This is a genomic window from Paraburkholderia aromaticivorans (assembly GCF_012689525.1).
GTDB lineage: Bacteria > Pseudomonadota > Gammaproteobacteria > Burkholderiales > Burkholderiaceae > Paraburkholderia > Paraburkholderia aromaticivorans_A.
Genome location: NZ_CP051516.1, coordinates 4,077,175 through 4,102,533, shown reverse-complemented (window position 1 = coordinate 4,102,533; position 25,359 = coordinate 4,077,175). Strand labels below are relative to the sequence as shown.

The 25,359-nt window shown below is 60.5% G+C and carries 15 protein-coding genes, 2 tRNA genes and 3 rRNA genes; 15 read left to right on the top strand and 5 right to left on the bottom strand.

The features are described from left to right. From paaG to paaN, 3 genes are all read right to left on the bottom strand, one after another. Nucleotides 1-792, bottom strand: coding sequence for a 2-(1,2-epoxy-1,2-dihydrophenyl)acetyl-CoA isomerase PaaG (gene paaG / locus HF916_RS46680; protein WP_168795325.1), 792 nt, complete (start codon nucleotides 790-792; stop codon nucleotides 1-3). Nucleotides 793-846: 54 nt separating this feature from the next. Next, the gene (gene pcaF / locus HF916_RS46675; protein ID WP_168795324.1) at nucleotides 847-2,049 is read right to left on the bottom strand and encodes a 3-oxoadipyl-CoA thiolase; all 1,203 of its coding nucleotides are present in this window, start codon (nucleotides 2,047-2,049) and stop codon (nucleotides 847-849) included. Nucleotides 2,050-2,175: 126 nt separating this feature from the next. Next, a complete protein-coding gene (gene paaN / locus HF916_RS46670) occupies nucleotides 2,176-3,876 on the bottom strand; it encodes a phenylacetic acid degradation protein PaaN (protein ID WP_168795323.1) in 1,701 nt (566 codons plus the stop codon). Nucleotides 3,877-4,012: 136 nt separating this feature from the next. Here paaN and HF916_RS46665 point away from each other — a divergent pair, with 136 nt between their 5' ends. From HF916_RS46665 to rrf, 6 genes are all read left to right on the top strand, one after another. Then, nucleotides 4,013-4,789, top strand: coding sequence for an enoyl-CoA hydratase (locus HF916_RS46665; RefSeq protein WP_168795322.1), 777 nt, complete (start codon nucleotides 4,013-4,015; stop codon nucleotides 4,787-4,789). Between the two features lie 477 nt (nucleotides 4,790-5,266). Beyond that, nucleotides 5,267-6,799 (top strand): 16S ribosomal RNA (locus HF916_RS46660). Between the two features lie 65 nt (nucleotides 6,800-6,864). Further along, nucleotides 6,865-6,941: transfer RNA gene (locus HF916_RS46655), tRNA-Ile, on the top strand. A 74-nt stretch (nucleotides 6,942-7,015) separates the two neighbouring features. Then, nucleotides 7,016-7,091 (top strand) — tRNA-Ala (locus HF916_RS46650). Nucleotides 7,092-7,412: 321 nt separating this feature from the next. Continuing rightward, nucleotides 7,413-10,294, top strand: a 23S ribosomal RNA gene (locus HF916_RS46645). Nucleotides 10,295-10,443: 149 nt separating this feature from the next. Then, nucleotides 10,444-10,557, top strand: a 5S ribosomal RNA gene (gene rrf, locus HF916_RS46640). Together the 16S, 23S and 5S rRNA genes with 2 tRNA genes alongside form the textbook arrangement of a ribosomal RNA operon. Before the next feature lie 221 nt (nucleotides 10,558-10,778). Here rrf and HF916_RS46635 read toward each other — a convergent pair. Further along, on the bottom strand, nucleotides 10,779-11,975 hold the full coding sequence (locus tag HF916_RS46635; RefSeq protein ID WP_168795868.1) for a M20 aminoacylase family protein: 1,197 nt from the start codon (nucleotides 11,973-11,975) through the stop codon (nucleotides 10,779-10,781). A 187-nt stretch (nucleotides 11,976-12,162) separates the two neighbouring features. Here HF916_RS46635 and HF916_RS46630 point away from each other — a divergent pair, with 187 nt between their 5' ends. Both HF916_RS46630 and HF916_RS46625 read left to right on the top strand, forming a co-directional pair. Continuing rightward, entirely contained in the window at nucleotides 12,163-14,241 is a 2,079-nt protein-coding gene (locus HF916_RS46630; RefSeq protein ID WP_168795321.1) for a molybdopterin-containing oxidoreductase family protein, read from the top strand. A gap of 146 nt (nucleotides 14,242-14,387) precedes the next feature. Then, on the top strand, nucleotides 14,388-16,061 hold the full coding sequence (locus HF916_RS46625; protein WP_168795320.1) for a long-chain fatty acid--CoA ligase: 1,674 nt from the start codon (nucleotides 14,388-14,390) through the stop codon (nucleotides 16,059-16,061). A 190-nt stretch (nucleotides 16,062-16,251) separates the two neighbouring features. Here HF916_RS46625 and HF916_RS46620 read toward each other — a convergent pair whose 3' ends face one another. Continuing rightward, nucleotides 16,252-17,421 carry a porin gene (locus tag HF916_RS46620; protein ID WP_168795319.1) on the bottom strand — a complete coding sequence of 390 codons (1,170 nt, stop codon included), beginning with the start codon at nucleotides 17,419-17,421 and terminating at the stop codon, nucleotides 16,252-16,254. 303 nt (nucleotides 17,422-17,724) lie between these two features. Here HF916_RS46620 and coq7 point away from each other — a divergent pair, with 303 nt between their 5' ends. The 7 genes from coq7 to HF916_RS46585 all read left to right on the top strand — a co-directional run bounded on the left by coq7 (nucleotide 17,725) and on the right by HF916_RS46585 (nucleotide 25,344). Further along, complete coding sequence (coq7, locus tag HF916_RS46615; RefSeq protein WP_168795318.1) at nucleotides 17,725-18,363, top strand: 2-polyprenyl-3-methyl-6-methoxy-1,4-benzoquinone monooxygenase; 639 nt, start codon at nucleotides 17,725-17,727, stop codon at nucleotides 18,361-18,363. 412 nt (nucleotides 18,364-18,775) lie between these two features. Further along, nucleotides 18,776-19,204, top strand: a complete 429-nt coding sequence (mraZ, locus tag HF916_RS46610) for a division/cell wall cluster transcriptional repressor MraZ (protein WP_012434430.1) — start codon at nucleotides 18,776-18,778, stop codon at nucleotides 19,202-19,204. Between the two features lie 15 nt (nucleotides 19,205-19,219). Beyond that, nucleotides 19,220-20,173 (top strand): 16S rRNA (cytosine(1402)-N(4))-methyltransferase RsmH, encoded by a 954-nt coding sequence (gene rsmH, locus HF916_RS46605; RefSeq protein ID WP_168795317.1) that lies wholly within the window; start codon nucleotides 19,220-19,222, stop codon nucleotides 20,171-20,173. Next, on the top strand, nucleotides 20,170-20,520 hold the full coding sequence (gene ftsL / locus HF916_RS46600; protein WP_168795316.1) for a cell division protein FtsL: 351 nt from the start codon (nucleotides 20,170-20,172) through the stop codon (nucleotides 20,518-20,520). The genes rsmH and ftsL overlap by 4 nt, the downstream gene beginning before the upstream one ends. Then, nucleotides 20,517-22,382 (top strand): peptidoglycan D,D-transpeptidase FtsI family protein, encoded by a 1,866-nt coding sequence (locus HF916_RS46595; RefSeq protein ID WP_168795315.1) that lies wholly within the window; start codon nucleotides 20,517-20,519, stop codon nucleotides 22,380-22,382. Before ftsL ends, HF916_RS46595 begins: the two co-directional genes overlap by 4 nt. Further along, nucleotides 22,379-23,935 (top strand): UDP-N-acetylmuramoyl-L-alanyl-D-glutamate--2,6-diaminopimelate ligase, encoded by a 1,557-nt coding sequence (locus tag HF916_RS46590; RefSeq protein ID WP_168795314.1) that lies wholly within the window; start codon nucleotides 22,379-22,381, stop codon nucleotides 23,933-23,935. The genes HF916_RS46595 and HF916_RS46590 overlap by 4 nt, the downstream gene beginning before the upstream one ends. Next, nucleotides 23,932-25,344, top strand: coding sequence for a UDP-N-acetylmuramoyl-tripeptide--D-alanyl-D-alanine ligase (locus HF916_RS46585; RefSeq protein WP_168795313.1), 1,413 nt, complete (start codon nucleotides 23,932-23,934; stop codon nucleotides 25,342-25,344). The genes HF916_RS46590 and HF916_RS46585 overlap by 4 nt, the downstream gene beginning before the upstream one ends. Nucleotides 25,345-25,359 lie beyond the last annotated feature (15 nt).

Genomic DNA, 25,359 nt, shown 5'->3' with positions numbered 1-25,359 from the left:
TCAGCGGCCCTCGAAGCGCGGCGCGCGTTTTTCCACGAAGGCTTGCACGCCTTCCGCGTAGTCGTGGGAAGCCCCCAGTTCGCGTTGCAAATCGCGTTCGAGATCGAGTTGCCGGTCGAGCGTTTGCGTCGCGCCCGCACGCATGGCCTGCTTGATCGCAGCGATGGCGCGCGTAGGTTGCTGCGCGAGTTGAGCCGCGAGTTTCGCCGCGGCGGTGGCGAGCTCCGCGTCGTCGACTGCTTGCCAGATCAAGCCCCAGCTTTCGGCTTTATCCGCACTGAGTTTGTCGCCGGTGACGGCGAGTCCTAACGCGCGAGCCATGCCGACACGCTGTGGTAGGAACCATGTGCCGCCCGAGTCGGGCACTAGACCGATCTTCACGAACGCCTGAATGAAGCTGGCGGAGCGAGCCGCGAGCACGATGTCGCACCCAAGCGCGAGATTGGCGCCGGCGCCGGCGGCCGTGCCGTTCACTGCGGCGATGACGGGCAGCGGCAATGCTTGCAGGCGGCGAATCAGCGGGTTGAAATGTTGCTCGATCAGTTCACCCAGATCGGTCATGGCGCCTGGTGTGAAGTCGAGGTCGGCGAGGTCCTGGCCGGCGCAAAAGCCGCGGCCTGCGCCAGTGAGTACGAGCGCACGGGCGCCCGACGTTTCGACCTGATTGAGCGCGGCGCTCAGCTCCTGATGCATCGCGCGCGTGAAGCTGTTCAGTTTGTCCGGCCGGTTCAGTGTGATGGTTGCGACATGGCTCGATGCGTCGATGTCCAGGCGAATCGCTTCATATGACATTGGGTGTCTCCTCAAAGTCTCTTTGACCGATGGGCGCTGCGGCGCTGACTGCCGTCAGATCCGCTCGATGACCAGTGCGATGCCTTGGCCTACGCCAATGCACATCGTGCAAAGCGCAAAGCGGCCGTTGGTCCGCTCCAACTGGTACAGCGCGGTCGTGATCAGACGGGCGCCCGAAGCGCCCAGCGGATGACCGAGCGCAATGGCTCCGCCGTTCGGATTGACGCGCGGGTCGTTGTCGCGGAGACCGAGCGTGCGCAGAACGGCCAGGCCTTGCGATGCGAAGGCTTCGTTCAACTCGATCACGTCGAGTTGTTCGAGCGTCATACCGAGTTGCTTTAACAGCTTTTGCGTGGCCGGCGCCGGACCGATACCCATGATGCGCGGCTCGACGCCCGCCGTTGCCATGCCCACCACGCGGGCGCGGCGGCGCAGTCCGTATTGATCGGCGGCTTGCTGGTTCGCGAGCAACAGCGCGCATGCGCCGTCGTTCACGCCCGACGCATTGCCGGCGGTCACGCTGCCGTCCGGACGAACCACGCCCTTGAGCTTGCCCAAACTTTCGAGCGAAGTTTCGCGCGGGTGTTCGTCGAGCAGCACGCGTACGGGATCGCCTTTCTTCTGCGCGATTTCGACGCCGACGATTTCCTGAGCCAACGTGCCATCCTGCTGGGCACGAGCCGCCTTTTGCTGGCTAGCCAGCGCGAACGCGTCCTGATCCGCGCGGCTCACGCTGAATTCGACGGCGACGTTTTCCGCGGTCTCGGGCATCGAATCGACGCCGTACTGGCGTTTCATCAGCGGATTGATAAAGCGCCAGCCGATGGTCGTGTCGTAAATGTCGGCCTGGCGCGCGAACGCGCTAGTCGCCTTGCCCATGACGAACGGCGCACGTGTCATGCTTTCGACACCGCCGGCGATCATCAGGCGTGCTTCGCCCGCCTTAATAGCGCGCGCCGCGGTGCCGACCGCGTCCATACCCGAGCCGCACAAGCGGTTGATGGTTGCGCCGGGCGCCTCGGTGGGCAAGCCGGCCAGTAACGCCGACATACGGGCGACGTTGCGGTTGTCTTCGCCGGCCTGGTTCGCGCAGCCATAAATGACATCGTCCACAGCGCGCCAGTCAACGCCGGGATTGCGTTCGATCAACGCCCTGATCGGCACCGCGCCGAGATCGTCGGCGCGGACATCCTTTAGTGCGCCGCCGTAGCGGCCGATTGGAGTGCGAATCGCATCGCAAATGAAGGCGTCGTTCATATGGATTCCTGCTGGGACGGATCGGCGTGAGGTGCCGATCCGATGTCTCATGTTAGTTGGGGTGCACAGCCCGGTCCATTCGGCCAAACGGCATAGGACGAAAGCCGTGCTTTTGTCTTATGCCATTCAGCCAGCTACCGCCGGCGCCGCCTTGGGTTCAACATGAACGCGGCTTTGAACTACGCGGAAGCGATTCGCGACGAAGGCTGCGTCAGCCAGCGCGGCATTGGCCGCCGGGTTCGCGCCCGTGCCGTGGAAGTCGGAAAAGGCTGCCGACTGATTGACGAACACGCCGCCGGTCAGATTGATCGACAAGGCCACGCCACCGCGGATCGATGCTTCGTGCGCCTCTTCGAGCACCGCTTCGTCCGTGCTGTATACCGACATCGTCAGCGCACCATGTTCGGCGGCGATTGCACCGGCGAGATCGAGCGACTGTGCAGTCGAGTCTGTCGCGATCACGAACGAGATCGGCCCGAACCATTCTTTGGTGAACTGCGCCTGGTCGGTGGCGGCATCCAGTTGGAGCACGAGCGGCGTGCGCACGCGGGCGCCGGCGAAAGCGGGATGTTCGAGCGTCAGGCTCTCGACGAGAACGCGGCCGAGTTTTGCGGCTTCGTCGATGCGCTGGGTCACGCCTTCGTTCTGAATCGCGCCGAGTAGCTCGACAGCGCGAGCCGGGTCGGCGACGAGTTTTTGCACAGCGCCGGCAATGGCTTGGGCGACTTCATCAAAACCGAGCGTGCCGTCCGAAGTGCGGATACCGCCGCGCGGCACGTAGATGTTTTGCGGCGCGGTGCACATCTGGCCCGAGTACAGCGCGAGCGAGAAGGCGATGTTGCGGGCAACGGCTTTGATGTCGTCGGCGGAGTCGATCACGATCTGGTTGACGCCGGCTTTTTCGGTGTAGACCTGTGCCTGGTGCGCGTTGCGCTCGAGCCACGTGCCGTTTTGCGTGCTGCCGGTGAAGTCGATGAGTTTGATTTCCGGGCGCAGCGCCAAGTCCTGGACGAGTGCGCCGTCGTTCGGTTCGGTAGCCAGCAAGGTGACGACGTTCGGATCGAAACCCGCTTCGCGCAAAACGTCACGCGCGATTCGTACGGTCAGCGCGAGCGGCAGAATTGCGCCCGGATGCGGCTTGACGATGACCGTGTTGCCCGTGGCCAGATCGGCGAAAAGGCCTGGATAGCCGTTCCACGTCGGGAAGGTGCAGCAGCCTAGCACGAGGCCGGTGCCACGCGGCACAACGGTATAACGCTTGTGCATGGCGAGCGGCGGATTCTTGCCTTGCGGCTTTTCCCAATGGGCGTCGCCGGGAATGCGGCGCAGTTGGTCCCACGCATACACGACGGCTTCGAGCGCGCGGTCTTGTGCGTGCGGGCCGCCGGCCTGGAAGGCCATCATGAATGCCTGGCCGGTCGTGTGCATCACGCTGTAGCCGATTTCGAAGCTGGCGCGATTCACGCGCGCAAGGATTTCGAGGCATACGCCGATCCATGCCTGCGGGCCTGCCGCGCGCCAGTCGCGTTGGGCTGCGGTGGCCGCCGCGATCAGGGCGGCGGGGTCGGCCTTCGGGTAGCGCACGCCGAGCGGGAATCCGAACGGTGAGACTTCGGCGCCGACGGTTTCGCCCGTCGAGGGTTGGTCCAGTTGGAACGTCGCGTTGAGATGCGCTTTGAATGCGGCTTCGCCGTCCGCGTTAGCCGTTTCCCCGTACACTTTCGGACTGGGCATTTCGACGAACGGGCTCCAGTAGCCGCGCGTTTCAACCGCGGTGAGTGCCTTTTGCAGCGTGTCTTCGTGCTTGGTGAATAGCGGATGTGTCATGGCAGAGGGGCTTGGCTGTACGTTGGGAAAAGCCTGTCGAATAATTGACCGACCGGTTGGTTGGTGAATGGTAGCATTATTAAGATGGCCGCGCGAAGTGTTTTCGCGCGCGATTTTTCTACCCTTAGGAGGCGGCATGGCTTACGAGAACATTCTGGTTGAGACGCGGGGACGGGTCGGCTTGGTCACGTTGAATCGCCCGAAGGCATTGAACGCTCTGAACGACGCATTGATGGACGAACTGGGGGCGGCGTTGCGCGAGTTCGATGCTGACGACGCGATTGGCGCGATCGTGGTCACGGGCAGCGAAAAGGCGTTCGCGGCCGGTGCCGACATCGGCATGATGTCCACCTATACCTATATGGATGTCTACAAGGGTGATTACATCACCCGCAACTGGGAAACCGTTCGCTCCATTCGTAAGCCGATTATTGCGGCGGTGGCCGGTTTTGCGCTTGGCGGCGGCTGCGAGTTGGCGATGATGTGCGACATCATTTTTGCCGCCGACACGGCAAAGTTCGGCCAGCCGGAAATCAAGCTCGGCATCATGCCGGGCGCCGGTGGTACGCAGCGCTTGCCGCGCGCCGTCTCCAAGGCGAAGGCGATGGACCTCTGCCTGACTGCGCGATTCATGGATGCCGCCGAAGCCGAGCGCGCCGGATTGGTATCGCGTGTGATTCCGGCTGCTTCTCTGGTCGACGAGGCGATAGCAGCGGCTGCGACGATCGCTGAATTCCCGTTGCCGGCCGTGATGATGGTGAAGGAATCTGTCAACCGCGCCTATGAAACGACGCTCGCGGAAGGCGTGCATTTTGAGCGCCGCCTCTTCCATTCGCTCTTCGCTACCGAAGATCAGAAGGAGGGTATGGCCGCGTTCGTAGAGAAGCGCAAACCGGTTTTCAAGCATCGTTAATACGCTTTTCAAAATAACGCTTGCAAGGCGGAGTGTGGCTCGCTAGAATCTCGCTCTTTCGTGCTTCGGACAACGGGGCACGGGAGGCGGGAGAGCCAGCAGTGGCAAGGCTTTCAGCGAAGTGGGCAGGTTCAGAAAGTTGGAAAAACCTGTTGACGACGTAGCGAAAGTTCTTCATAATCTCGTTTCTCTGCTGCTGATGCAGCGACGCAGAACGAAGCGGTGCCGGGTAGTTGAAGTGCGGTGCCGGTTCGGTAGTGAATGCGGACTCGATCTTTAAAAATTAACAGCCGATAAGTGTGGGCGCTTGATGCGCGACGCGCGGTGGATCCTTCGGGATCTGCCGAACAAGCGAAAGTATCAAGTCTCACACAGTAATGAAAGGAAGGTTTGACTGTCGCAAGATGGTTGGATCATTCGTCAGTACGTTGAGTGAGCGACCGGTCTCGGAAGAGACCGAAAAACAGTAACAGGTTTGAACTGAAGAGTTTGATCCTGGCTCAGATTGAACGCTGGCGGCATGCCTTACACATGCAAGTCGAACGGCAGCACGGGGGCAACCCTGGTGGCGAGTGGCGAACGGGTGAGTAATACATCGGAACGTGTCCTGTAGTGGGGGATAGCCCGGCGAAAGCCGGATTAATACCGCATACGATCTGCGGATGAAAGCGGGGGCTCCTTCGGGACCTCGCGCTGCAGGGGCGGCCGATGGCAGATTAGCTAGTTGGTGGGGTAAAGGCCTACCAAGGCGACGATCTGTAGCTGGTCTGAGAGGACGACCAGCCACACTGGGACTGAGACACGGCCCAGACTCCTACGGGAGGCAGCAGTGGGGAATTTTGGACAATGGGGGAAACCCTGATCCAGCAATGCCGCGTGTGTGAAGAAGGCCTTCGGGTTGTAAAGCACTTTTGTCCGGAAAGAAAACCTCCTGGTTAATACCTGGGGGGGATGACGGTACCGGAAGAATAAGCACCGGCTAACTACGTGCCAGCAGCCGCGGTAATACGTAGGGTGCAAGCGTTAATCGGAATTACTGGGCGTAAAGCGTGCGCAGGCGGTTCGCTAAGACAGATGTGAAATCCCCGGGCTTAACCTGGGAACTGCATTTGTGACTGGCGGGCTAGAGTATGGCAGAGGGGGGTAGAATTCCACGTGTAGCAGTGAAATGCGTAGAGATGTGGAGGAATACCGATGGCGAAGGCAGCCCCCTGGGCCAATACTGACGCTCATGCACGAAAGCGTGGGGAGCAAACAGGATTAGATACCCTGGTAGTCCACGCCCTAAACGATGTCAACTAGTTGTCGGGTCTTCATTGACTTGGTAACGTAGCTAACGCGTGAAGTTGACCGCCTGGGGAGTACGGTCGCAAGATTAAAACTCAAAGGAATTGACGGGGACCCGCACAAGCGGTGGATGATGTGGATTAATTCGATGCAACGCGAAAAACCTTACCTACCCTTGACATGTATGGAAGTCTGCTGAGAGGTGGATGTGCCCGAAAGGGAGCCATAACACAGGTGCTGCATGGCTGTCGTCAGCTCGTGTCGTGAGATGTTGGGTTAAGTCCCGCAACGAGCGCAACCCTTGTCCCTAGTTGCTACGCAAGAGCACTCTAGGGAGACTGCCGGTGACAAACCGGAGGAAGGTGGGGATGACGTCAAGTCCTCATGGCCCTTATGGGTAGGGCTTCACACGTCATACAATGGTCGGAACAGAGGGTCGCCAACCCGCGAGGGGGAGCCAATCCCAGAAAACCGATCGTAGTCCGGATCGCACTCTGCAACTCGAGTGCGTGAAGCTGGAATCGCTAGTAATCGCGGATCAGCATGCCGCGGTGAATACGTTCCCGGGTCTTGTACACACCGCCCGTCACACCATGGGAGTGGGTTTTACCAGAAGTGGCTAGTCTAACCGCAAGGAGGACGGTCACCACGGTAGGATTCATGACTGGGGTGAAGTCGTAACAAGGTAGCCGTATCGGAAGGTGCGGCTGGATCACCTCCTTTCTCGAGCTAGACGTGTCGAACGTTGAGCGCTCACGCTTATCGGCTGTGAAAATGGACAGACTCAGGGGTCTGTAGCTCAGTTGGTTAGAGCACCGTCTTGATAAGGCGGGGGTCGATGGTTCGAATCCATCCAGACCCACCACTGTTTCTGCGGTGGCTGCGCTAATTGATCAACCCCTGGGGTATCCGTACAGATAGCGATATCTGTGTATGACTGGGGGATTAGCTCAGCTGGGAGAGCACCTGCTTTGCAAGCAGGGGGTCGTCGGTTCGATCCCGTCATCCTCCACCAATCCTCAATGCGTAGCGTTGCTGTGAGAAGCAGAGCGTTGTGCATTGGCGATTGAGCCAGTCAGAGTGATACGCGGTTATAGCAACCGCGATATCGGCTGTCGTTCTTTAACAATCAGGAAGAAGTAGTAAAGAGATTCACGAAAGGACATCTAGAGATGGGTGTGTGAGTAGGTGAATCAGGGTTGTGATTGTATCAATGTATGAAAAGAGAGATCGAAAGATCGCTTTTGGAATACGGCGCAACACGAATACTCAACCTGTAGCGACTGTTGAACTGCTGCTGTGGCAACACAGGGGTGGCGAGACACACTCGTTATAGGGTCAAGCGAACAAGTGCATGTGGTGGATGCCTTGGCGATCACAGGCGATGAAGGACGCGGTAGCCTGCGAAAAGCGGTGGGGAGCTGGCAAACGAGCTTTGATCCACCGATATCCGAATGGGGAAACCCACTCCGTATGGAGTATCCGTAGCTGAATACATAGGCTACGTGAAGCGAACGCGGTGAACTGAAACATCTAAGTAACCGCAGGAAAAGAAATCAACCGAGATTCCCAGAGTAGTGGCGAGCGAAATGGGACCAGCCTGTACTCTTTATCTTCATTGTTAGTCGAACGCTCTGGAAAGTGCGGCCATAGCAGGTGATAGCCCTGTAGACGAAAACAGCGAGGAAGAACTAGGTGTACGGAAAGTAGGGCGGGACACGTGAAATCCTGTCTGAAGATGGGGGGACCATCCTCCAAGGCTAAATACTCGTGATCGACCGATAGTGAACCAGTACCGTGAGGGAAAGGCGAAAAGAACCCCGGGAGGGGAGTGAAATAGATCCTGAAACCGCATGCATACAAACAGTCGGAGCCTTTGAAAGAGGGTGACGGCGTACCTTTTGTATAATGGGTCAGCGACTTACATTCAGTGGCAAGCTTAACCGATTAGGGCAGGCGTAGCGAAAGCGAGTCCGAACAGGGCGATTCAGTCGCTGGGTGTAGACCCGAAACCAGGTGATCTATCCATGGCCAGGATGAAGGTGCGGTAACACGTACTGGAGGTCCGAACCCACTAACGTTGAAAAGTTAGGGGATGAGCTGTGGATAGGGGTGAAAGGCTAAACAAACCTGGAAATAGCTGGTTCTCTCCGAAAACTATTTAGGTAGTGCCTCGTGTATCACCTTCGGGGGTAGAGCACTGTCATGGTTGTGGGGTCCATTGCGGATTACTACGCCATAGCAAACTCCGAATACCGAAGAGTGCAATCACGGGAGACAGACATCGGGTGCTAACGTCCGGTGTCAAGAGGGAAACAACCCAGACCGCCAGCTAAGGTCCCCAAATATTGCTAAGTGGGAAACGAAGTGGGAAGGCTAAAACAGTCAGGAGGTTGGCTTAGAAGCAGCCATCCTTTAAAGAAAGCGTAATAGCTCACTGATCGAGTCGTCCTGCGCGGAAGATGTAACGGGGCTAAGCAATATACCGAAGCTGCGGATGCACATTTATGTGCATGGTAGGAGAGCGTTCCGTAAGCCTGCGAAGGTGCATTGAAAAGTGCGCTGGAGGTATCGGAAGTGCGAATGCTGACATGAGTAGCGATAAAGGGGGTGAAAGGCCCCCTCGCCGTAAGCCCAAGGTTTCCTACGCAACGTTCATCGGCGTAGGGTGAGTCGGCCCCTAAGGCGAGGCAGAAATGCGTAGCTGATGGGAAGCAGGTTAATATTCCTGCACCATTGTTAAATGCGATGGGGGGACGGATCGCGGAAGGTTGTCCGGGTGTTGGAAGTCCCGGTTTCTGTGTTGGAGAAGGCACTCAGGCAAATCCGGGTGCGCAATTCAAGGGCATGGGACGAGCCGCTTAGGCGGTGAAGCAACTGGAAGTGGTTCCAAGAAAAGCCTCTAAGCTTCAGTTTAACAAGACCGTACCGCAAACCGACACAGGTGGGCGAGATGAGTATTCTAAGGCGCTTGAGAGAACTCGGGAGAAGGAACTCGGCAAATTGGTACCGTAACTTCGGGATAAGGTACGCCCCTGTAGCTTGACTGGCCTGCGCCAGAAGGGTGAAGGGGTTGCAATAAACTGGTGGCTGCGACTGTTTAATAAAAACACAGCACTCTGCAAACACGAAAGTGGACGTATAGGGTGTGACGCCTGCCCGGTGCCGGAAGATTAAATGATGGGGTGCAAGCTCTTGATTGAAGTCCCGGTAAACGGCGGCCGTAACTATAACGGTCCTAAGGTAGCGAAATTCCTTGTCGGGTAAGTTCCGACCTGCACGAATGGCGTAACGATGGCCACACTGTCTCCTCCCGAGACTCAGCGAAGTTGAAGTGTTTGTGATGATGCAATCTCCCCGCGGCTAGACGGAAAGACCCCATGAACCTTTACTGTAGCTTTGCATTGGACTTTGAACCGGTCTGTGTAGGATAGGTGGGAGGCTTTGAAGCGTGGACGCCAGTCTGCGTGGAGCCGCCCTTGAAATACCACCCTGGTTTGTTTGAGGTTCTAACCTTGGTCCGTAATCCGGATCGGGGACAGTGCATGGTAGGCAGTTTGACTGGGGCGGTCTCCTCCCAAAGTGTAACGGAGGAGTACGAAGGTACGCTAGGTACGGTCGGAAATCGTGCTGATAGTGCAATGGCATAAGCGTGCTTAACTGCGAGACCGACAAGTCGAGCAGGTGCGAAAGCAGGTCATAGTGATCCGGTGGTTCTGTATGGAAGGGCCATCGCTCAACGGATAAAAGGTACTCTGGGGATAACAGGCTGATACCGCCCAAGAGTTCATATCGACGGCGGTGTTTGGCACCTCGATGTCGGCTCATCTCATCCTGGGGCTGTAGCCGGTCCCAAGGGTATGGCTGTTCGCCATTTAAAGAGGTACGTGAGCTGGGTTTAAAACGTCGTGAGACAGTTTGGTCCCTATCTGCCGTGGGCGCTGGATATTTGAAGGGGGCTGCTCCTAGTACGAGAGGACCGGAGTGGACGAACCTCTGGTGTACCGGTTGTCACGCCAGTGGCATCGCCGGGTAGCTATGTTCGGAAGAGATAACCGCTGAAAGCATCTAAGCGGGAAACTCGCCTTAAGATGAGATATCCCCGGGGCTTCGAGCCCCTTGAAGGGTCGTTCAAGACCAGGACGTTGATAGGTCAGGTGTGGAAGCGCAGTAATGCGTTAAGCTAACTGATACTAATTGCCCGTAAGGCTTGATCCTATAACCGGTGTGTCTTGCGCACGGTTGAGTGATCGTTTGTTGTGCCTCGAACAACACAGCCCAACGCTTTAGCTCTGGTGAGCATCACCAGAAACTACTTCTTCCAGATTGGCGGTACTGCCCCACCGGCAGTACGGCAACAAGTCATGCCTGATGATCATAGCGAGTCGGTCCCACCCCTTCCCATCCCGAACAGGACCGTGAAACGACTCCACGCCGATGATAGTGCGGATTACCCGTGTGAAAGTAGGTAATCGTCAGGCTCCCTAGCAGCAACAGAAACCCCACCCCGCAAAGGTGGGGTTTCTGCGTTTACGCGGCCGGAAAACAGGCAAAAAACACGCGGGATAAACCACCTTCACTGCCTGTTCATCCGCGGAGCTGGCTCGCTCATGCGAGCCAGCGTCAAGGGGCGCCGATCATCTGTAGCGCGACGAGAGAGCAGGTGACGAACTAATCACCGCCGCCAGCCCCCTTAAAAATCCTATTTGCCCTCCGCCAGAAACCGCTGTGCCAGCCGTACCCAGTATGTCGAGCCGATCGGCAACAACTCGTCGTTAAAGTCATAGCTCGCGTTATGCAGCATGCACGGACCTGCGCCATGGCCTGAATCGCGGTGTCCGCCGTCGCCATTACCCAGAAACGCGTAGCAACCCGGTTTTGCGAGCAACATGAAAGAGAAGTCCTCTGCCCCCATCGTCGGTTCAACCGCGTCGTCGACGTTTTCTGCGCCGACAATTTCCTTCATGACCGTCGCTGCAAAGCGGGCCTCTTCGCTGCTGTTGATCGTCGGCGGGTAGTTTCGGTGGAATTGAATATCGACCGAGCAATCGTAGGCCTCGGCCGTGCTTTCCGCGATTTTGCGCATACGCGCTTCGATCAGATCAAGTGTATCGGTCGTAAACGTCCGCACCGTGCCTGCGATCCACGCATTGTTCGGGACGACATTGACCGCGTCGCCGGCGTGAATCTGGGTGATCGACAACACGGCGGTGTCGAGCGGCTTCTTGTTCCGCGTGATGATGCTCTGCAGCCCATTCGCGATCTGCACGGCAGTGAAGACGGGATCGCGACCGTTGTGCGGCAGCGCGGCGTGCGAGCCCACGCCTTTGATTTCAATGTGAAATTCGTTGCTCGACGCCATGATCGGCCCTTCGGTCACGCCGAAGTGCCCCGCCGGCATGCCTGGCCAGTTATGGATGCCGAACACCGCGTCGACCGGAAATTTCACGAACAGGCCGTCATCGATCATGGCCTGCGCACCAGCGCCGCCTTCTTCGGCGGGCTGGAAAATAAACACGATCGTGCCATCGAAATCGCCATGTTTGACCAGGTGCCGCGCGGCACCGAGCAGCATCGCCGTATGTCCGTCATGGCCGCACGCGTGCATCTTGCCGTCGTTTTTCGACCGATGGTCGAAGCTGTTCAGTTCCTGTATCGGCAGCGCATCCATGTCAGCCCGCAGACCTATGGAGCGTGAACCATTGCCGCGTTTCAGCACACCGACGACGCCGGTTTTGCCCAACCCTCGATGAGTTTCGATACCCCAGGACTCGAGGGTTCGTGCCACCAGATCGGCCGTCGCCGTTTCTTCGTAACGCAGTTCTGGATGGGCGTGGATTGTTCGTCGAAGGGTCTGAATTTCGCCGTGAGCGGCTTGGATTTCGGGGATCAGTTTCATGATGGAGTGGTGACGCGTCTGTGCTTTGGCTTGCGTGGAATCGCTCGGGGCCCCATTGGCCCGGGCACGGTAATAAACGATTCTACGCCGAAGGCCTTTTTGGCGGCACCACGCAGGCCAAGCAGCAATTGACGTAATAGAATCCCGCATTGCTCCACCACTCACCGCCTTCTTGAACGGATCGCCGATGAATGCTCCGACTGAACTCGCTCGCGCCGTATGCCCGCACGATTGCCCCGACACCTGCGCGATGCGAGTGACTGTCAAGGCCGGACGCGCGATCAAGGTCGTCGCCGATCCCGAGCATCCTCCGACGCAAGGCGCGCTGTGCACCAAGGTCAGCCGCTATGCGGAGCGCGTGCATCATCCGCAAAGATTGACGACACCGATGAGGCGCGTCGGCCGTAAAGGCGAGGGCCGCTTTGAGCCGATCAGTTGGGACGAGGCGTTCCAGTTCGCTGCTCGCCGCCTGTCGGAGATTGCGCGCCGCGCGCCAGAAGCGATCCTTCCCTACAGCTATGCCGGCACGATGGGTTTGATCCAGGGTGACAGCATTGCGCAGCGATTCTTCCACAAGATCGGCGCATCGCAACTGGACCGTACGATCTGCGCGTCCGCTGGCGCCGCCGGGTTGAAGTACACCTATGGCGCGAGCCTTGGCATGCTCACCGAGTTTTTCGACGAGAGCGAAGTCATCCTCATCTGGGGCTCGAATCCCATCGCATCGAGCCTGCATTTCTGGACGCGCGCCCAACAGGCGAAACGCCGCGGCGCGCGGCTGATCGCGATCGATCCGTACCGCTCGCTGACTGCCGAAAAATGCCATCAGCATATTGCCCTGAAACCCGGCACCGACGGTGCCTTGGCGCTAGGCATGATGAACGTGTTGATCACAGAGAATCTGCTTGATCACGCGTACATTGAGGCCCACACATTAGGTTTTGACGAGCTGAAGGCCCGCGCGCTGAGTTACTCGCCGTCGCGCGTTGCTGAAATTTGCGATATTGATGAACACGTTATCGTCGATCTTGCGCGACTTTACGGCAGCACTAAAAAGGCGGCGATCCGCATGAACTACGGCCTGCAGCGCGTGCGTGGCGGCGGCAATGCCGTGCGCGCGATCGCGTGCCTGCCGTCGTTGACGGGTGCATGGCGCGAGAGAGCTGGGGGCGTGCTGCTGTCCTCGGGCGGCTGGGCGCCGGTCGACTCGCATGCGTTGCAGCGGCCGGATTTGATGCCGGGCTGGCCGTCCAAGGTCAGCCGCGTCATCAATATGAATGCGATCGGCGATGCGCTGCTGCACAAGGGCGACGCCGCGTTCGGCCCTAAAGTCGAAGCGATCGTTGTCTACAACTCGAATCCGGTGGCCGTCGCGCCGGATTCCGAGCGAGTCGCAGCGGGTTTCGCGCGTGAGGATCTGTTCACCATCGTGCTGGAGCATTTCCAGACCGACACCGCCGACTACGCCGATCTGCTCCTGCCCGCGACCACCCAACTCGAACACCTTGACGTCCACAAGTCATACGGCCACACGCACGTGATGGTCAACCTGCCGGCAATCGCACCCGTCGGCGGCGCACTCCCGAACACGGAGATTTTTCGCGGCTTCGCGCGTCACATGGGACTCGACGAACCGGCACTGTTCGAGAGCGACGAGACCATCGCACAGGCTGCGTTCCGCTGGCAAGACAAGACGCTCGAAGGCGTGGATTGGCAGACGCTGAAGCAAACGGGCTGGGCCCGGCTGAACCTGCCCGACGCGCCTTTCTCCGAAGGCGGTTTCCGAACGCCGTCCGGCAAATGCGAGTTCTACAGCGAACGGCTCGCGCAGCAGGGGCTCGACCCGCTCCCGGACTATCTACCGCCCTATGAATCCGCCGACGGCGCACCGGAGCTCGCCGCCCGCTACCCGCTTGCCATGATCTCACCGCCGGCCCGCAACTTCCTGAACAGCACCTTCGTGAACATCGAAAGTCTGCGTTCGACGGAAGGGGAGCCGCATCTCGACATGCATCCGGCCGACGCACAATCGCGAGACATCGTCGACGGCGGTCAGGTGCGCATCTTTAACGATCGCGGTTCGATGCAGGCGCGCGTGCGAGTCACGGATAGAGCCCGGGAAGGGCTCGTGGTCGGCCTGTCGATCTGGTGGAAGAAGCTCGCGCCCGACGGCCGCAACGCCAATCAACTCACCAGCCAGGCGCTCACCGATCTGGGCGGATCGGCAACTTTCTACGACTGCCTGGTCGAAGTCGAGCGCGTCTGAAACCCGCGCAACCATCCCGAAGCGCGCGTCCTTCACGGGTTCGAGGCTGCAGTCTAACCAAGCCGCTTTTCGCGAATAGCACCGAGGTGCCCATGCTACGATGCGTTTTTAGCACGACCATTCGAAAATAAAGGAGGAGACGCTGCATGGACAAAATCTGGCTGAAATCTTATCCGCCCGGCGTTCCCGCAGAGATCGACCCGAGCCGCTATTCGTCGGTCGGAGAACTGCTCGAAGAAGCCTTCCGCGACCACCGCGCCAAACCGGCGTTCGTCTGCATGGGCAAGGAGATCAGCTACGGCGAGCTCGACGCGCTTTCGCGCAAACTCGGCGCATGGTTTCAGTCGAAGGGCCTGGCCCGCGGCGCGCGCATCGCGATCATGATGCCGAACGTGCTGCAATATCCGGTGGCGATTGCAGCCATCTTGCGCGCGGGCTATGTAGTCGTGAACGTGAACCCGCTCTATACGCCGCGCGAACTCGAGCACCAGCTCAAGGACAGCGGCGCGGAAGCGATCATTCTGCTCGAGAACTTCGCGGTCACGCTGCAGGCGATCGTACGCAACACGTCGATTAAGCATGTCGTCGTGGCGGCAATGGGCGACCTGATGGGGATCAAGGGCACGCTGGTGAATTTCGTCGTGCGAAAGGTGAAGAAGATGGTGCCGGCCTGGAGTCTGCCGGGTCACGTCAAATTCAACACCGCGATCGCGGAAGGCGCACGCCAGAATTTCAAAGCGGTTCAGCAAGGTCCCGAAGACGTCGCTTTTCTCCAGTACACGGGCGGAACGACGGGCGTGGCCAAGGGCGCGACGCTACTGCATCGGAACCTGATCGCCAACGTGCTGCAGTCGGAGATCTGGCTCGATCCGGTTCGCGCGAATCGCACGGATATCGATCAGTTCGTCACGGTCGTCGCGTTGCCGCTGTATCACGTGTTCGCGCTGACCGTGTGCGGGCTGTTGACGATCCGTACCGGCGGCCTCGGCATACTCATCCCGAATCCGCGCGACATTCCGGGCATGATCAAGGCGCTGGAAGGCTATCCGATCACGACGATTCCCGCCGTCAACACGCTGTACAACGCGTTGTTGAATAGCCCGGATTTCCATAAGCTCGATTTTTCGAAGCTGATCGCCGCGAACGGCGGCGGTATGGCGGTGCAGGAAGCCGTCGCCAAGCGCTGGTACGAGCAGACGCATACGCCGATCATCGAAGGATACGGCTTGTCGGAAACGTCGCCGTGCGTGACCTGCAATCCGGTCACCGTCACCGAATACAGCGGGACGATCGGCTTGCCGTTGCCGTCGACGGAAATCTCGATTCGTGACGACGAAGGCAACGAAGTGCCGCTCGGCCAGCCGGGCGAAATTTGCATCCGCGGCCCGCAGGTGATGGCGGGTTACTGGAACCGGCCCGACGAAACCGCGAAAGTGATGACGCCGGACGGCTTCTTCAAATCGGGCGATGTCGGCCTGATGAACGACGGCGGCTTCGTCAAGATCGTCGACCGTAAGAAGGACATGATTCTGGTGTCCGGTTTCAATGTCTATCCGAATGAAATCGAAGACGTGGTCGCAAAGCTGCCGGGCGTGTTCGAAGTCGCCGCGGTCGGCGTGCCGGACCAGCATTCGGGTGAAGCGGTGAAGCTGTTCGTCGTGAAGAAGGATCAGGCGCTCACCGATGCCGACATCTTCGCGTACTGCAAGCAGCAGTTGACCGGCTACAAGCGGCCTAAGATCGTCGAATTCCGCACTGAACTGCCGAAGAGCAACGTCGGCAAGATTCTGCGTCGCGAGTTGCGCGACGGGCGGGCATAGGCGGAATCGCTCGCTGATCAGGCATGAAGCCGGCAAGAAGTGGCGAGTAAGCGGAAAAGGCCCGGCAGACGAAAGTCTGCCGGGCCTTTTCTTTTGCGCAGCTATCGCATCGCGAAACCCGTCGGCAGCGCGCGCCATAAAAAAAGGCGCCCGAAGGCGCCTTTGAGGCAGACTGCTTTTTTACGACTTATTAGAACTTGTGGCGGATGCCGATGCGAGCCGTGAACTGGTTCTGGTTCGACGAACCCGTCAGGTTGTTGATGCCTGCCGTTGCGTCGACCGTAGCGCCCGCTACGTTGATCGTGTCGCCCAGAGCGTGTTGGTACACACCCGTCACGTACACGTCGGTACGCTTGGACAGGAAGTAGTCCACGCCAACTGCGCCTTGGTGGTACTGGGCACGCGATGCGCCGTTGATTTCCGCGCCGCGCGTGTAGTCATACGCTGCGCCGACCAGCAACGCCGGGGTCAACTGATACTTGAAGTTCAGTTCCGCGTTGTTGAACGTAGCCGACTGGCCCTTGAACGGCGATGCGAACGAAGCGCCCAGGTTGCCGAAGCGGATGTTCGAGTACGTCGCACCGATCGTTGCTGCGCCGAACGTGTATGCGCCGCCCGCACCGATCACTTGATACGTGTTAGCCGACGTGAAGCCAGCGTAGACCGGCGACGTGACAGCCGCGGCCGGCGCTGCAGCCGTGCCGCTGTTGTTGAACAGGCCACCCGAAGCTGCCGGGCTACGTGCGTTCAAGTAACCAACGCCCAAGACGAGGGGACCGTTGTTGTAGCCAGCGCCCAACGACCAGATCTGGTTCGACGTGACGTTGCCGGCGATGCCGCCGAAGCTGTACGTGCCGCCGAACGTCAGGCCGCCGTAGTTTGCGCTCGTGTACTTGACCGTGTTGTTGGTGCGGTACGCGTTGTTGAAGTTGTCGATGTCGCCCGGGTGAGCAGCGATGTAGCCGCCCCACTGGTCGCCGGCTTCCAGCGGACCGACATAGTCGACCACGGAGTCGTACTGACGACCCAGCGTGACCGTACCGAACTGGCTCGACAGGCCGACGTAGGCTTGACGACCGAACATCAGGCCGCCTTGACCCAGCTTGCCATTGTTCACGTCAAAGCCGTTTTCGATCACGAAGATGGCCTTCAGACCGCCGCCCAGATCTTCCGTGCCGCGCAGGCCGAAACGCGAACCTTGCAGAACGCCGCTGGACAGGTTGTACAGGTGCTTGCCACCCGAGTTGGTGTTGACGTTGAAGCCTTCGTCAATGATGCCGTACAGGGTCACGCTGCTCTGAGCATGTGCGACGCCTGCGAATGCGCCCAGTGCTGCGAGAGCGAGAAGCGACTTTTTCATCGAATGATCTCCAAGGATTACGAATCTTTTGTACAAGGCGGAATATTTATCTGGCGTTGAGGCCTTGCTTGTCCAACTTCGCGAGAAGTTGCACGTAATGTAACAAAAGGCATACATGGCACAAAGAAAAAGGAGCGGGGCGGGAACGCTCCTGTTTCGTTTACGCAACATGGTCTAGAATCAGAAGTTGGCCGCCCGATTCATGCGGTTTGAAGGTTTCCCCGAACCCGGTTTTGTGCTGCAAAGCCTTGTTGAGCGGACCTGGCGGATCGGTGAGGCGGTTGTCGAATGAGGGAGTGCTGAATGTTTCTGGACGAGTTGATTAGCGAGTTTGATCGGGGTTTACGCTCAATGACCGGCGTGTCGCGGATGAGTCGTCCGTTGCCGGTTCCGCAAGAGTCCGTGGTGACGGAACCGGCGCCCGAACTCTCACCGGCCGAGCGTGCGCACGCGGCTGGCTTGATGCGCGTGAACCACGTCGGCGAGGTCTGCGCCCAGGCGCTCTATCAGGCTCAGAAACTCGCGACCAAATCGCCGTCCTTGCGGGCCGTGTTCAATCGCGCCGCGATCGAGGAAGAAGATCATCTCGCGTGGACTTCCAAACGTCTCGAAGCGCTCGACTCGCGTCCCAGTCTGTTGAACCCGCTCTGGTACACGGGCGCGCTCGCAATCGGCCTCGCGGCAGGGCGCATGGGCGATCGCGTCAGCCTCGGCTTCATGGCCGAAACCGAGCGTCAGGTGGAGCAGCATCTCGACAGCCATCTGGACGAGTTGCCGGCAGCCGATCACGAGTCGCGTGCCATCGTCGAGCAGATGCGCGTGGACGAAGCGGAACACGGCAAGGCGGCGATGGAAGCCGGCGGCCTCGAGCTACCGTTTCCCGCGCGCGCACTGATGCGCGCCGTGTCGAAGGTCATGACCCGCACCGCCTACTACATATAAGTTAAAGCCAGCCGTTCACGCACCTCTCGAAAGTGGGGCGGCGCCTCGCGCGCCGTCCGCCTGAAGTACCCGGAAACGCCATCCCACATCTGCCGATCCCGCTTAACGATCTCTTTCATTTCGCGCCTTTCCCCCGCACTTTTCACGTATCACCTTCACAAGTTGCACTAGCTCATTCATTTATAACGGTTTTCCGTTTTATGCGTGACGTGAAGGAGTCGCGCTAAGTCCTTGTTCTAACAAACAAAATTCGCCGGAAAAGCACGCATCTCCCTTGACCCCTGTTTAGCGTTCCTCTAAAGTGGGAGACAGTGTGAGAAAGTGTATTTTTGTGTGATCTCACAAGCAGTTTCGGGTAGATTTTCATGGGTCGGGCAGCTGGCGCACCAATGCGCCAAATGGGGAGAGCGAAGTGTTCCAAGGGGCGTCGGCGCTGACGCTCGATGCGAAAGGGCGGATGTCTATTCCCTCTCGATATCGGGATGCGCTGCAGACACAGGCAGAGGGCCGGGTGACGATCACCAAGCACCCGGACGGCTGCCTGTTGCTCTTTCCACGCCCGGAGTGGGAAATCTTCCGTGACAAGGTCGACAAGCTGCCTATGAACGCGACCTGGTGGAAGCGCATTTTTCTCGGCAATGCAATGGACGTGGAAATGGACGGCGCAGGGCGCGTGCTCGTGTCGCCGGAATTGCGCACGGCTGGTGGGCTGGAAAAAGAAGTGACCTTGCTCGGCATGGGTCGTCACTTCGAGTTGTGGGATGCACAAACATACGCCGCGAAGGAACAGGCGGCAATGGCCGAGGGCATGCCCGACGCGTTAAAAGATTTCACGTTCTGATCGCGGTTTACATATATGGCACCTGCGATGGGAAACGAATTGCAGCATCGCACGGTGCTGCTGGAAGAAGCGGTTCAAGCGCTGGTCACACGCGCGGACGGCGTGTATGTGGACGGCACCTTCGGGCGCGGTGGGCATAGCCGCCTGGTATTGGAGAAGCTGGCTGACTCGGGGCGTCTGATCGCTTTCGACAAAGACCCGCTCGCCATCGCCACGGCGCAGCAGATCGCCGATCCGCGCTTTAGCATCGTGCACGAGAGTTTTGCTTCACTGCGCACCGCGATTGCGGAGCGCGGCGTAGGACGGGTGTCGGGCGTTTTACTGGATCTGGGCGTCTCGTCGCCGCAAGTCGACGATCCGGAGCGGGGCTTCAGCTTCCGCGCCGACGGCCCGCTCGACATGCGGATGGACCCGACGCGCGGCGAATCGGCGGCTGACTGGCTGGCGCGGGCCACGGTGCAGGAATTGACGGAGGTGATACGAGATTATGGGGAAGAACGGTTTGCTTTTCAGATTGCAAAGGCGCTTGTTGCTCGCCGGGCAGAGTCCGACCGTCTTGGGCCTCTCGTCAGCACGGGCGAGCTTGCCCAAATCGTGGCTAACGTCGTCAAAACCCGTGAGAAGGGCAAGGATCCGGCAACCCGCACCTTTCAAGCTATACGGATTCACATCAATCAAGAGCTTGCGGAGCTGCAAGTCGTTTTAGAAGCAGCGTTGTCGCTGTTGGAGCAGGGGGGGCGGCTGGTGGTCATCAGCTTTCATTCGCTCGAGGACCGGATCGTCAAGCGATTCATGCAGGCGCACGCGAGTACGCCCACGGTGGATCGCCGTCTGCCGATTCGCGCCGTCGATCTGCCGAGCCCTCCGCTCAAAATCATTGGCCGTGTGTTCGCAAGCGACGCTGAAGTCGCCGCGAACCCGCGCGCCCGTTCTGCCGTAATGCGCGTGGCGGAGCGGATCGCACCATGAATCGTCTCAACATCTTCCTGCTGATCATCGTGATGGGCTGCGCTTTGTCCGTCGTCAACGCTACCAATCAGCAGCGTCAGATCTTTATCCAGTTGCAGCGCGCTCAATCGCAGGAGCGCCAGCTGCAGCAGGATTATTCGCAGCTTCAATATCAGCAGAGCGCACTGTCGAAAACGTCGCGCATCGAGAATATCGCCACTGATTCCCTGAAGATGCAATCGGTCACGACCGGCCGCACCCAGTACCTGACGCTCGATTCGGGCGCGGCGAGAGCTGAGGACGCGCCGATTCCGACTTCCGGCCCAGCCTCGGCACCAGCGGCGACCCGTCGTAAAGGCGTGCGATGAAAAAATCGTCGACTCGCAAGAGCGTGGCTTTCTCGGCCAATCCGATCCTGTCGGTACGTCTGCCGATGTGGCGTTCGAAACTCGTCGTGTTCATGCTGTTCATGGCGTTCGTCGCGCTCACCGCGCGCGCGTTCTGGATCCAGGGCCCGGGCAACGCGTTCTATCTGAAGCAAGGTGAAATCCGCTATCAGCGCCGGCTCGAACTGCCGGCCACGCGCGGCAAGATTCTCGACCGCAACGGTCTCGTGCTGGCCACGAGTCTGCCGGTGCGCGCGATCTGGGCGATTCCCGAATCGGTGCCGGACGACCTCGGCGCCGACAAGCTGACGTCGCTCGGCAAGCTGCTCGGCATGACCAATAAGGAACTGCGCACCAAGCTCTCGGAAGACAAGACCTTCGTCTACGTAAAGCGCCAGGTGCCGGTCGACGTTGCCGCACAAGTCACCGCGCTGGAGATCCCCGGCATTTACGCGCGCGACGAGTACAAGCGCTTCTATCCGGAAGGCGAGATCACGGCCCACCTGATCGGCTTCACCAATGTGGAAGACGAAGGCCAGGAAGGCGTCGAACTCGGCGATCAGAAGTTGCTCGCCGGCATGTCGGGCAGCCGCCGCGTGATCAAGGACCGCATGGGCCACATCATCGAAGACGTGGACGAGCAGGTCGTGCCGCACAACGGCCAGGACGTGGACCTCTCGATCGACAGCAAGATTCAGTACATCGCTTATACGAACCTGAAGGCGGCCGTCGAGAAATTCAAGGCGAAGGCCGGCGCGGCCATGGTGATCGACGTGCGCACCGGCGAAGTGCTGGCGCTCGTCAATTACCCCACTTACAACCCGAACGACCGTACACACCTGACCGGCGACCAGTTGCGCAACCGCATCCTGACCGACACGTTCGAGCCCGGCTCGATCATGAAGCCGTTCACGGTCTCGCTCGCGCTCGATCTGCACCGCGTCACGCCGACTACACTGGTTGATACAGGCGGCGGCCGCTTCGTGCTTGACGGTGCGCCGATTACCGACGACAGCGCGTTCGGCGTGCTGACGGTGGGCGGCGTGATCCAGAAGTCGAGCAACATCGGCGCGACGAAGATCGCCATGCAGCTCAAGCCCGAAGAGATGTGGAATATGTACACCAGCATCGGTCTCGGCCAGGCGCCGAAGGTCGGTTTCCCGGGCGCGGCGGCGGGCCGTCTGCGTCCGTGGAAGGGCTGGCGCCGCATCGAGCAGGCCACCATGTCGTACGGCTATGGCCTGTCGGTGTCGCTATTCCAGTTGGGCCGCGCTTACACCGCGATCGCGCATGACGGCGAGATCATGCCGGTGTCGATTTTCCGTACGCCTGGCGATCAGCCGGCCACCGGCCCGCAGATCTTCGCGCCGACCACCGCGCGTCAAGTGCGCGCCATGCTCGAAACCGTCACCGCACCGGGCGGCACGTCGCCGGATGCGGCGGTGCCGGGCTATCGCGTCGGCGGCAAGAGCGGTACGGCGTACAAGCACGGCGCGCACGGCTACGACCACTCCAAATATCGCGCTTCGTTCGTCGGCATGGCGCCGATGCCGAACCCGCGCATCGTCGTCGCCGTCTCGGTCGACGAACCGACGGCGGGCAGCCACTTCGGCGGTCAGGTGTCGGGTCCGGTGTTCTCGAGCATCGTCGGCGATACGCTGCGCTCGTTGAATGTTCCGCCGGACATGCCGGTCAAGCAAATGGTGGTGTCGGACGATTCGGCACCGGTCGCGCCGACCGCGCCCGCCACGCCAGCCACGGCCAAGAAACTCTCCACCAGCGCCGGCGCAAAGAAGATGACGATTTCCGCGAACGCGAAAAGCCATCCGGGAGTCGTGCGATGAGCATGTTGCGGAAGAAGCACCCCGCACAGCGGCAGATTGCCGACGCCCTCGCCTGGCTGCATGCTCACGTGCAGCCAGGCGCGCATCTGCACGCCGACACGCGCTCGCTCGCGGCCGGCGACGCGTTTTTTGCCTACGCGGTGGATGGCGCGGACAACCGCCCGTTCATCGGCGGCGCCATCGAACGTGGCGCTGCCGCGGTGCTGGTTCAGCCCGAAGGCTTCGGCGGCGCGATCGATCCGTCGAACACGCTGGCTGTGCCGGCGTTGAACGAACTCGCGGGTTCCATCGCGAGCGGCTGGTACAACGATCCGAGCGACAGCATGCTGACGCTCGGCATCACCGGTACGAACGGCAAGACCTCGTGCAGCCAGTGGATCTCGGCGGCGCTGACGGCGCTCGGCACGCGCTGCGCGATCATCGGCACGCTTGGCACCGGCTTGCCGGGCCACCTTGCGCACACCGGCTTCACCACGCCCGACGCGCCGCAACTGCAACGCAGTCTCGCGCAATTGCGCGACGCGGGCGCGCAGGCGGTGGCGATGGAAGTGTCGTCGCACGCGCTGCATCAGGGGCGCGTGAACGGCACGGCGTTCGACATCGCCGTGTTCACGAATCTCACGCAAGACCATCTCGACTATCACCACACGTTCGAAGCCTACGAAGCCGCCAAAGCGCGTCTGTTCGCCTGGCCGGAACTGCGCGCGGTCGTGATTAATCGCGACGATGCCGCCGGCCGCCGTTTGCTCGCCAGCACACAAGGCCACGCACGCACGATCGCGTACGGCCTCGACGGCGAAGAAGGCGCGTTGCAAGACGCGCCGCCAGTCGACGCGTTGCTGCTCGCCTCGAACGTGCGCGCCACCGCCACCGGCACGGCGTTCCATCTGAGCACCTCGGATTGGGGCGATGCCGAAGTGGAAGTGCAAACGCTCGGCGCGTTCAACGTCAGCAATCTGCTCGGCGTACTGGGCGCATTGCTCGCCGCCGAAGTCCCGTTCGACGCCGCCGTGTCCGAACTGGCGAAGCTCGAGTCGGTGAACGGCCGCATGCAGCGTCTCGGTGGCCGCTTGCAGAACGACGAACCGCTCGTCGTGATCGATTACGCGCACACGCCGGACGCACTGGAAAAAACACTCGAAGCGTTGCGCCCGATGGCCACCGCGCGCGGCGGCGAACTGATCTGCATGTTCGGCTGCGGCGGCGACCGCGACGCCACCAAGCGTCCGTTGATGGGCGCGATCGCCGAGAAGATCGCCGACGGCGTCGTAGTGACCAGCGACAACCCGCGCAGCGAAAATCCCCAATCGATCATCGAGCAGATCGCGGCGGGCATGAAAGACGCGTCGAAGGCGCGCCGTATCGAGGACCGCGCGAGCGCGATCCTGCAAGCGATCCGCAGCGCCGCGCGCGAAGACGTCATCGTGCTGGCCGGCAAGGGGCACGAAGCAACACAGGAAATCATGGGCAAGAAACGCGCTTTCTCCGATCAGGACCACGCTCGCCTCGCGCTGGCCGCACGCGCGGCGCACGCACGCGGAGGTGGCGAATGAGCATGTTCTCGCTGCGTGAAGCCGCCGCGCTGATTTCCGGCGCGACCGTGATCGGCGACGATACGGTCACGTTCGAACGCGTTTCCACCGACAGCCGCAGCGCCGGACCGGGCGACCTGTTCGTCGCGATCAAGGGCGACCGGTTCGACGCGCACGACTTCCTGCCGGACGTCGCCGCGCGCAACGTCACGGCCGTGCTCGTCACGCGCACGCCGCAAGAGTGGCATGTGCCGGCGCTAAAAGTCGCCGACACGCGCGTGGGTCTGGGCGCGCTCGCACGCGGCTGGCGCCGCAAGTTCAGCATGCCGCTCGTCGCCGTGACGGGCAGCAACGGCAAGACCACGGTCAAGGAAATGATCGCGTCGATCTTCGCCGCCGCGGTCGGCGCCGACGCGCGTCTCGCGACCGCAGGCAACTTCAACAACGACATCGGCTTGCCGCTCACGCTGTTCCGTCTGCACGCCGCGCATCAACTGGCGGTAGTCGAGCTCGGCATGAACCATCCGGGCGAAACCTCGTTGCTCGCGAAGATCGCCGAGCCGACGGTCGCGGTGGTGAACAACGCGCAGCGCGAGCATCAGGAATTCATGGCGACGGTCGAAGCCGTCGCGCTCGAACATGCGAGCGTGATTCACGCGCTGTCGCCGGAAGGCGTCGCGGTGTTCCCGGCCGACGATGCCTACGCAAGCATCTGGCGCGTGGCCGCAACCGGCAGCCGCATCATGGACTTCGCGCTGAACTCCGCCGAGCGGACCACCGAAGCGGCCGTCAAAGGCACGTTCGCAGGCAACGTTTTGAGCATCGACACGCCGGAAGGCAGCGTCGAAGTCACGCTGCAAGTGCTCGGCGACCACAATGCGCACAACGCATTGGCCGCGACGTCGGCTGCTCTGGCCTCAGGCGTGTCGCTCGACTTGATCAAGCGTGGTCTCGAATCGTTCGGCGCCGTGAAGGGCCGTTTGCAGGTGAAGCAGGCCGCGCTCGGCACGCTCGCCGGCGCCACCGTCATCGACGACACCTACAACGCCAACCCCGATTCGATGCGCGCCGCGATCGACGTGCTCGCCTCACGCGCCGCGCCGCGCGTGCTGGTGATGGGCGACATGGGCGAAGTCGGCGACAACGGTCCGGCGTTTCACCGCGAAATCGGCGCTTACGCCAAGGAACGCGGTATCGACGCGCTGTACGCAATGGGCGACGCCTCGCGCGACGCCTGCACCGCGTATGGCGCCAGCGCGCATCACGTCGCCGATATCGGCACGCTGGTCGCGCAATTGCAGCAGGCCGGTTTCGGTCCTGCCGCAACGCTTCTCGTGAAAGGCTCGCGCTTCATGCAGATGGAGCGCGTGGTGGACGCCGTAACGAGTCCACAACCCAACGCAGCGGGCAGTACGCCCGCCGCACATTGAAATAGAAGGACCGAA

Coding starts and splice junctions, on each gene's coding strand:
- paaG (WP_168795325.1), bottom strand. CDS start 792: ATGTCATATGAAGCGATTCGCCTGGACATCGACGCATCGAGCCATGTC.
- pcaF (WP_168795324.1), bottom strand. CDS start 2,049: ATGAACGACGCCTTCATTTGCGATGCGATTCGCACTCCAATCGGCCGC.
- paaN (WP_168795323.1), bottom strand. CDS start 3,876: ATGACACATCCGCTATTCACCAAGCACGAAGACACGCTGCAAAAGGCA.
- HF916_RS46665 (WP_168795322.1), top strand. CDS start 4,013: ATGGCTTACGAGAACATTCTGGTTGAGACGCGGGGACGGGTCGGCTTG.
- HF916_RS46635 (WP_168795868.1), bottom strand. CDS start 11,975: ATGAAACTGATCCCCGAAATCCAAGCCGCTCACGGCGAAATTCAGACC.
- HF916_RS46630 (WP_168795321.1), top strand. CDS start 12,163: ATGAATGCTCCGACTGAACTCGCTCGCGCCGTATGCCCGCACGATTGC.
- HF916_RS46625 (WP_168795320.1), top strand. CDS start 14,388: ATGGACAAAATCTGGCTGAAATCTTATCCGCCCGGCGTTCCCGCAGAG.
- HF916_RS46620 (WP_168795319.1), bottom strand. CDS start 17,421: ATGAAAAAGTCGCTTCTCGCTCTCGCAGCACTGGGCGCATTCGCAGGC.
- coq7 (WP_168795318.1), top strand. CDS start 17,725: ATGTTTCTGGACGAGTTGATTAGCGAGTTTGATCGGGGTTTACGCTCA.
- rsmH (WP_168795317.1), top strand. CDS start 19,220: ATGGCACCTGCGATGGGAAACGAATTGCAGCATCGCACGGTGCTGCTG.
- ftsL (WP_168795316.1), top strand. CDS start 20,170: ATGAATCGTCTCAACATCTTCCTGCTGATCATCGTGATGGGCTGCGCT.
- HF916_RS46595 (WP_168795315.1), top strand. CDS start 20,517: ATGAAAAAATCGTCGACTCGCAAGAGCGTGGCTTTCTCGGCCAATCCG.
- HF916_RS46590 (WP_168795314.1), top strand. CDS start 22,379: ATGAGCATGTTGCGGAAGAAGCACCCCGCACAGCGGCAGATTGCCGAC.
- HF916_RS46585 (WP_168795313.1), top strand. CDS start 23,932: ATGAGCATGTTCTCGCTGCGTGAAGCCGCCGCGCTGATTTCCGGCGCG.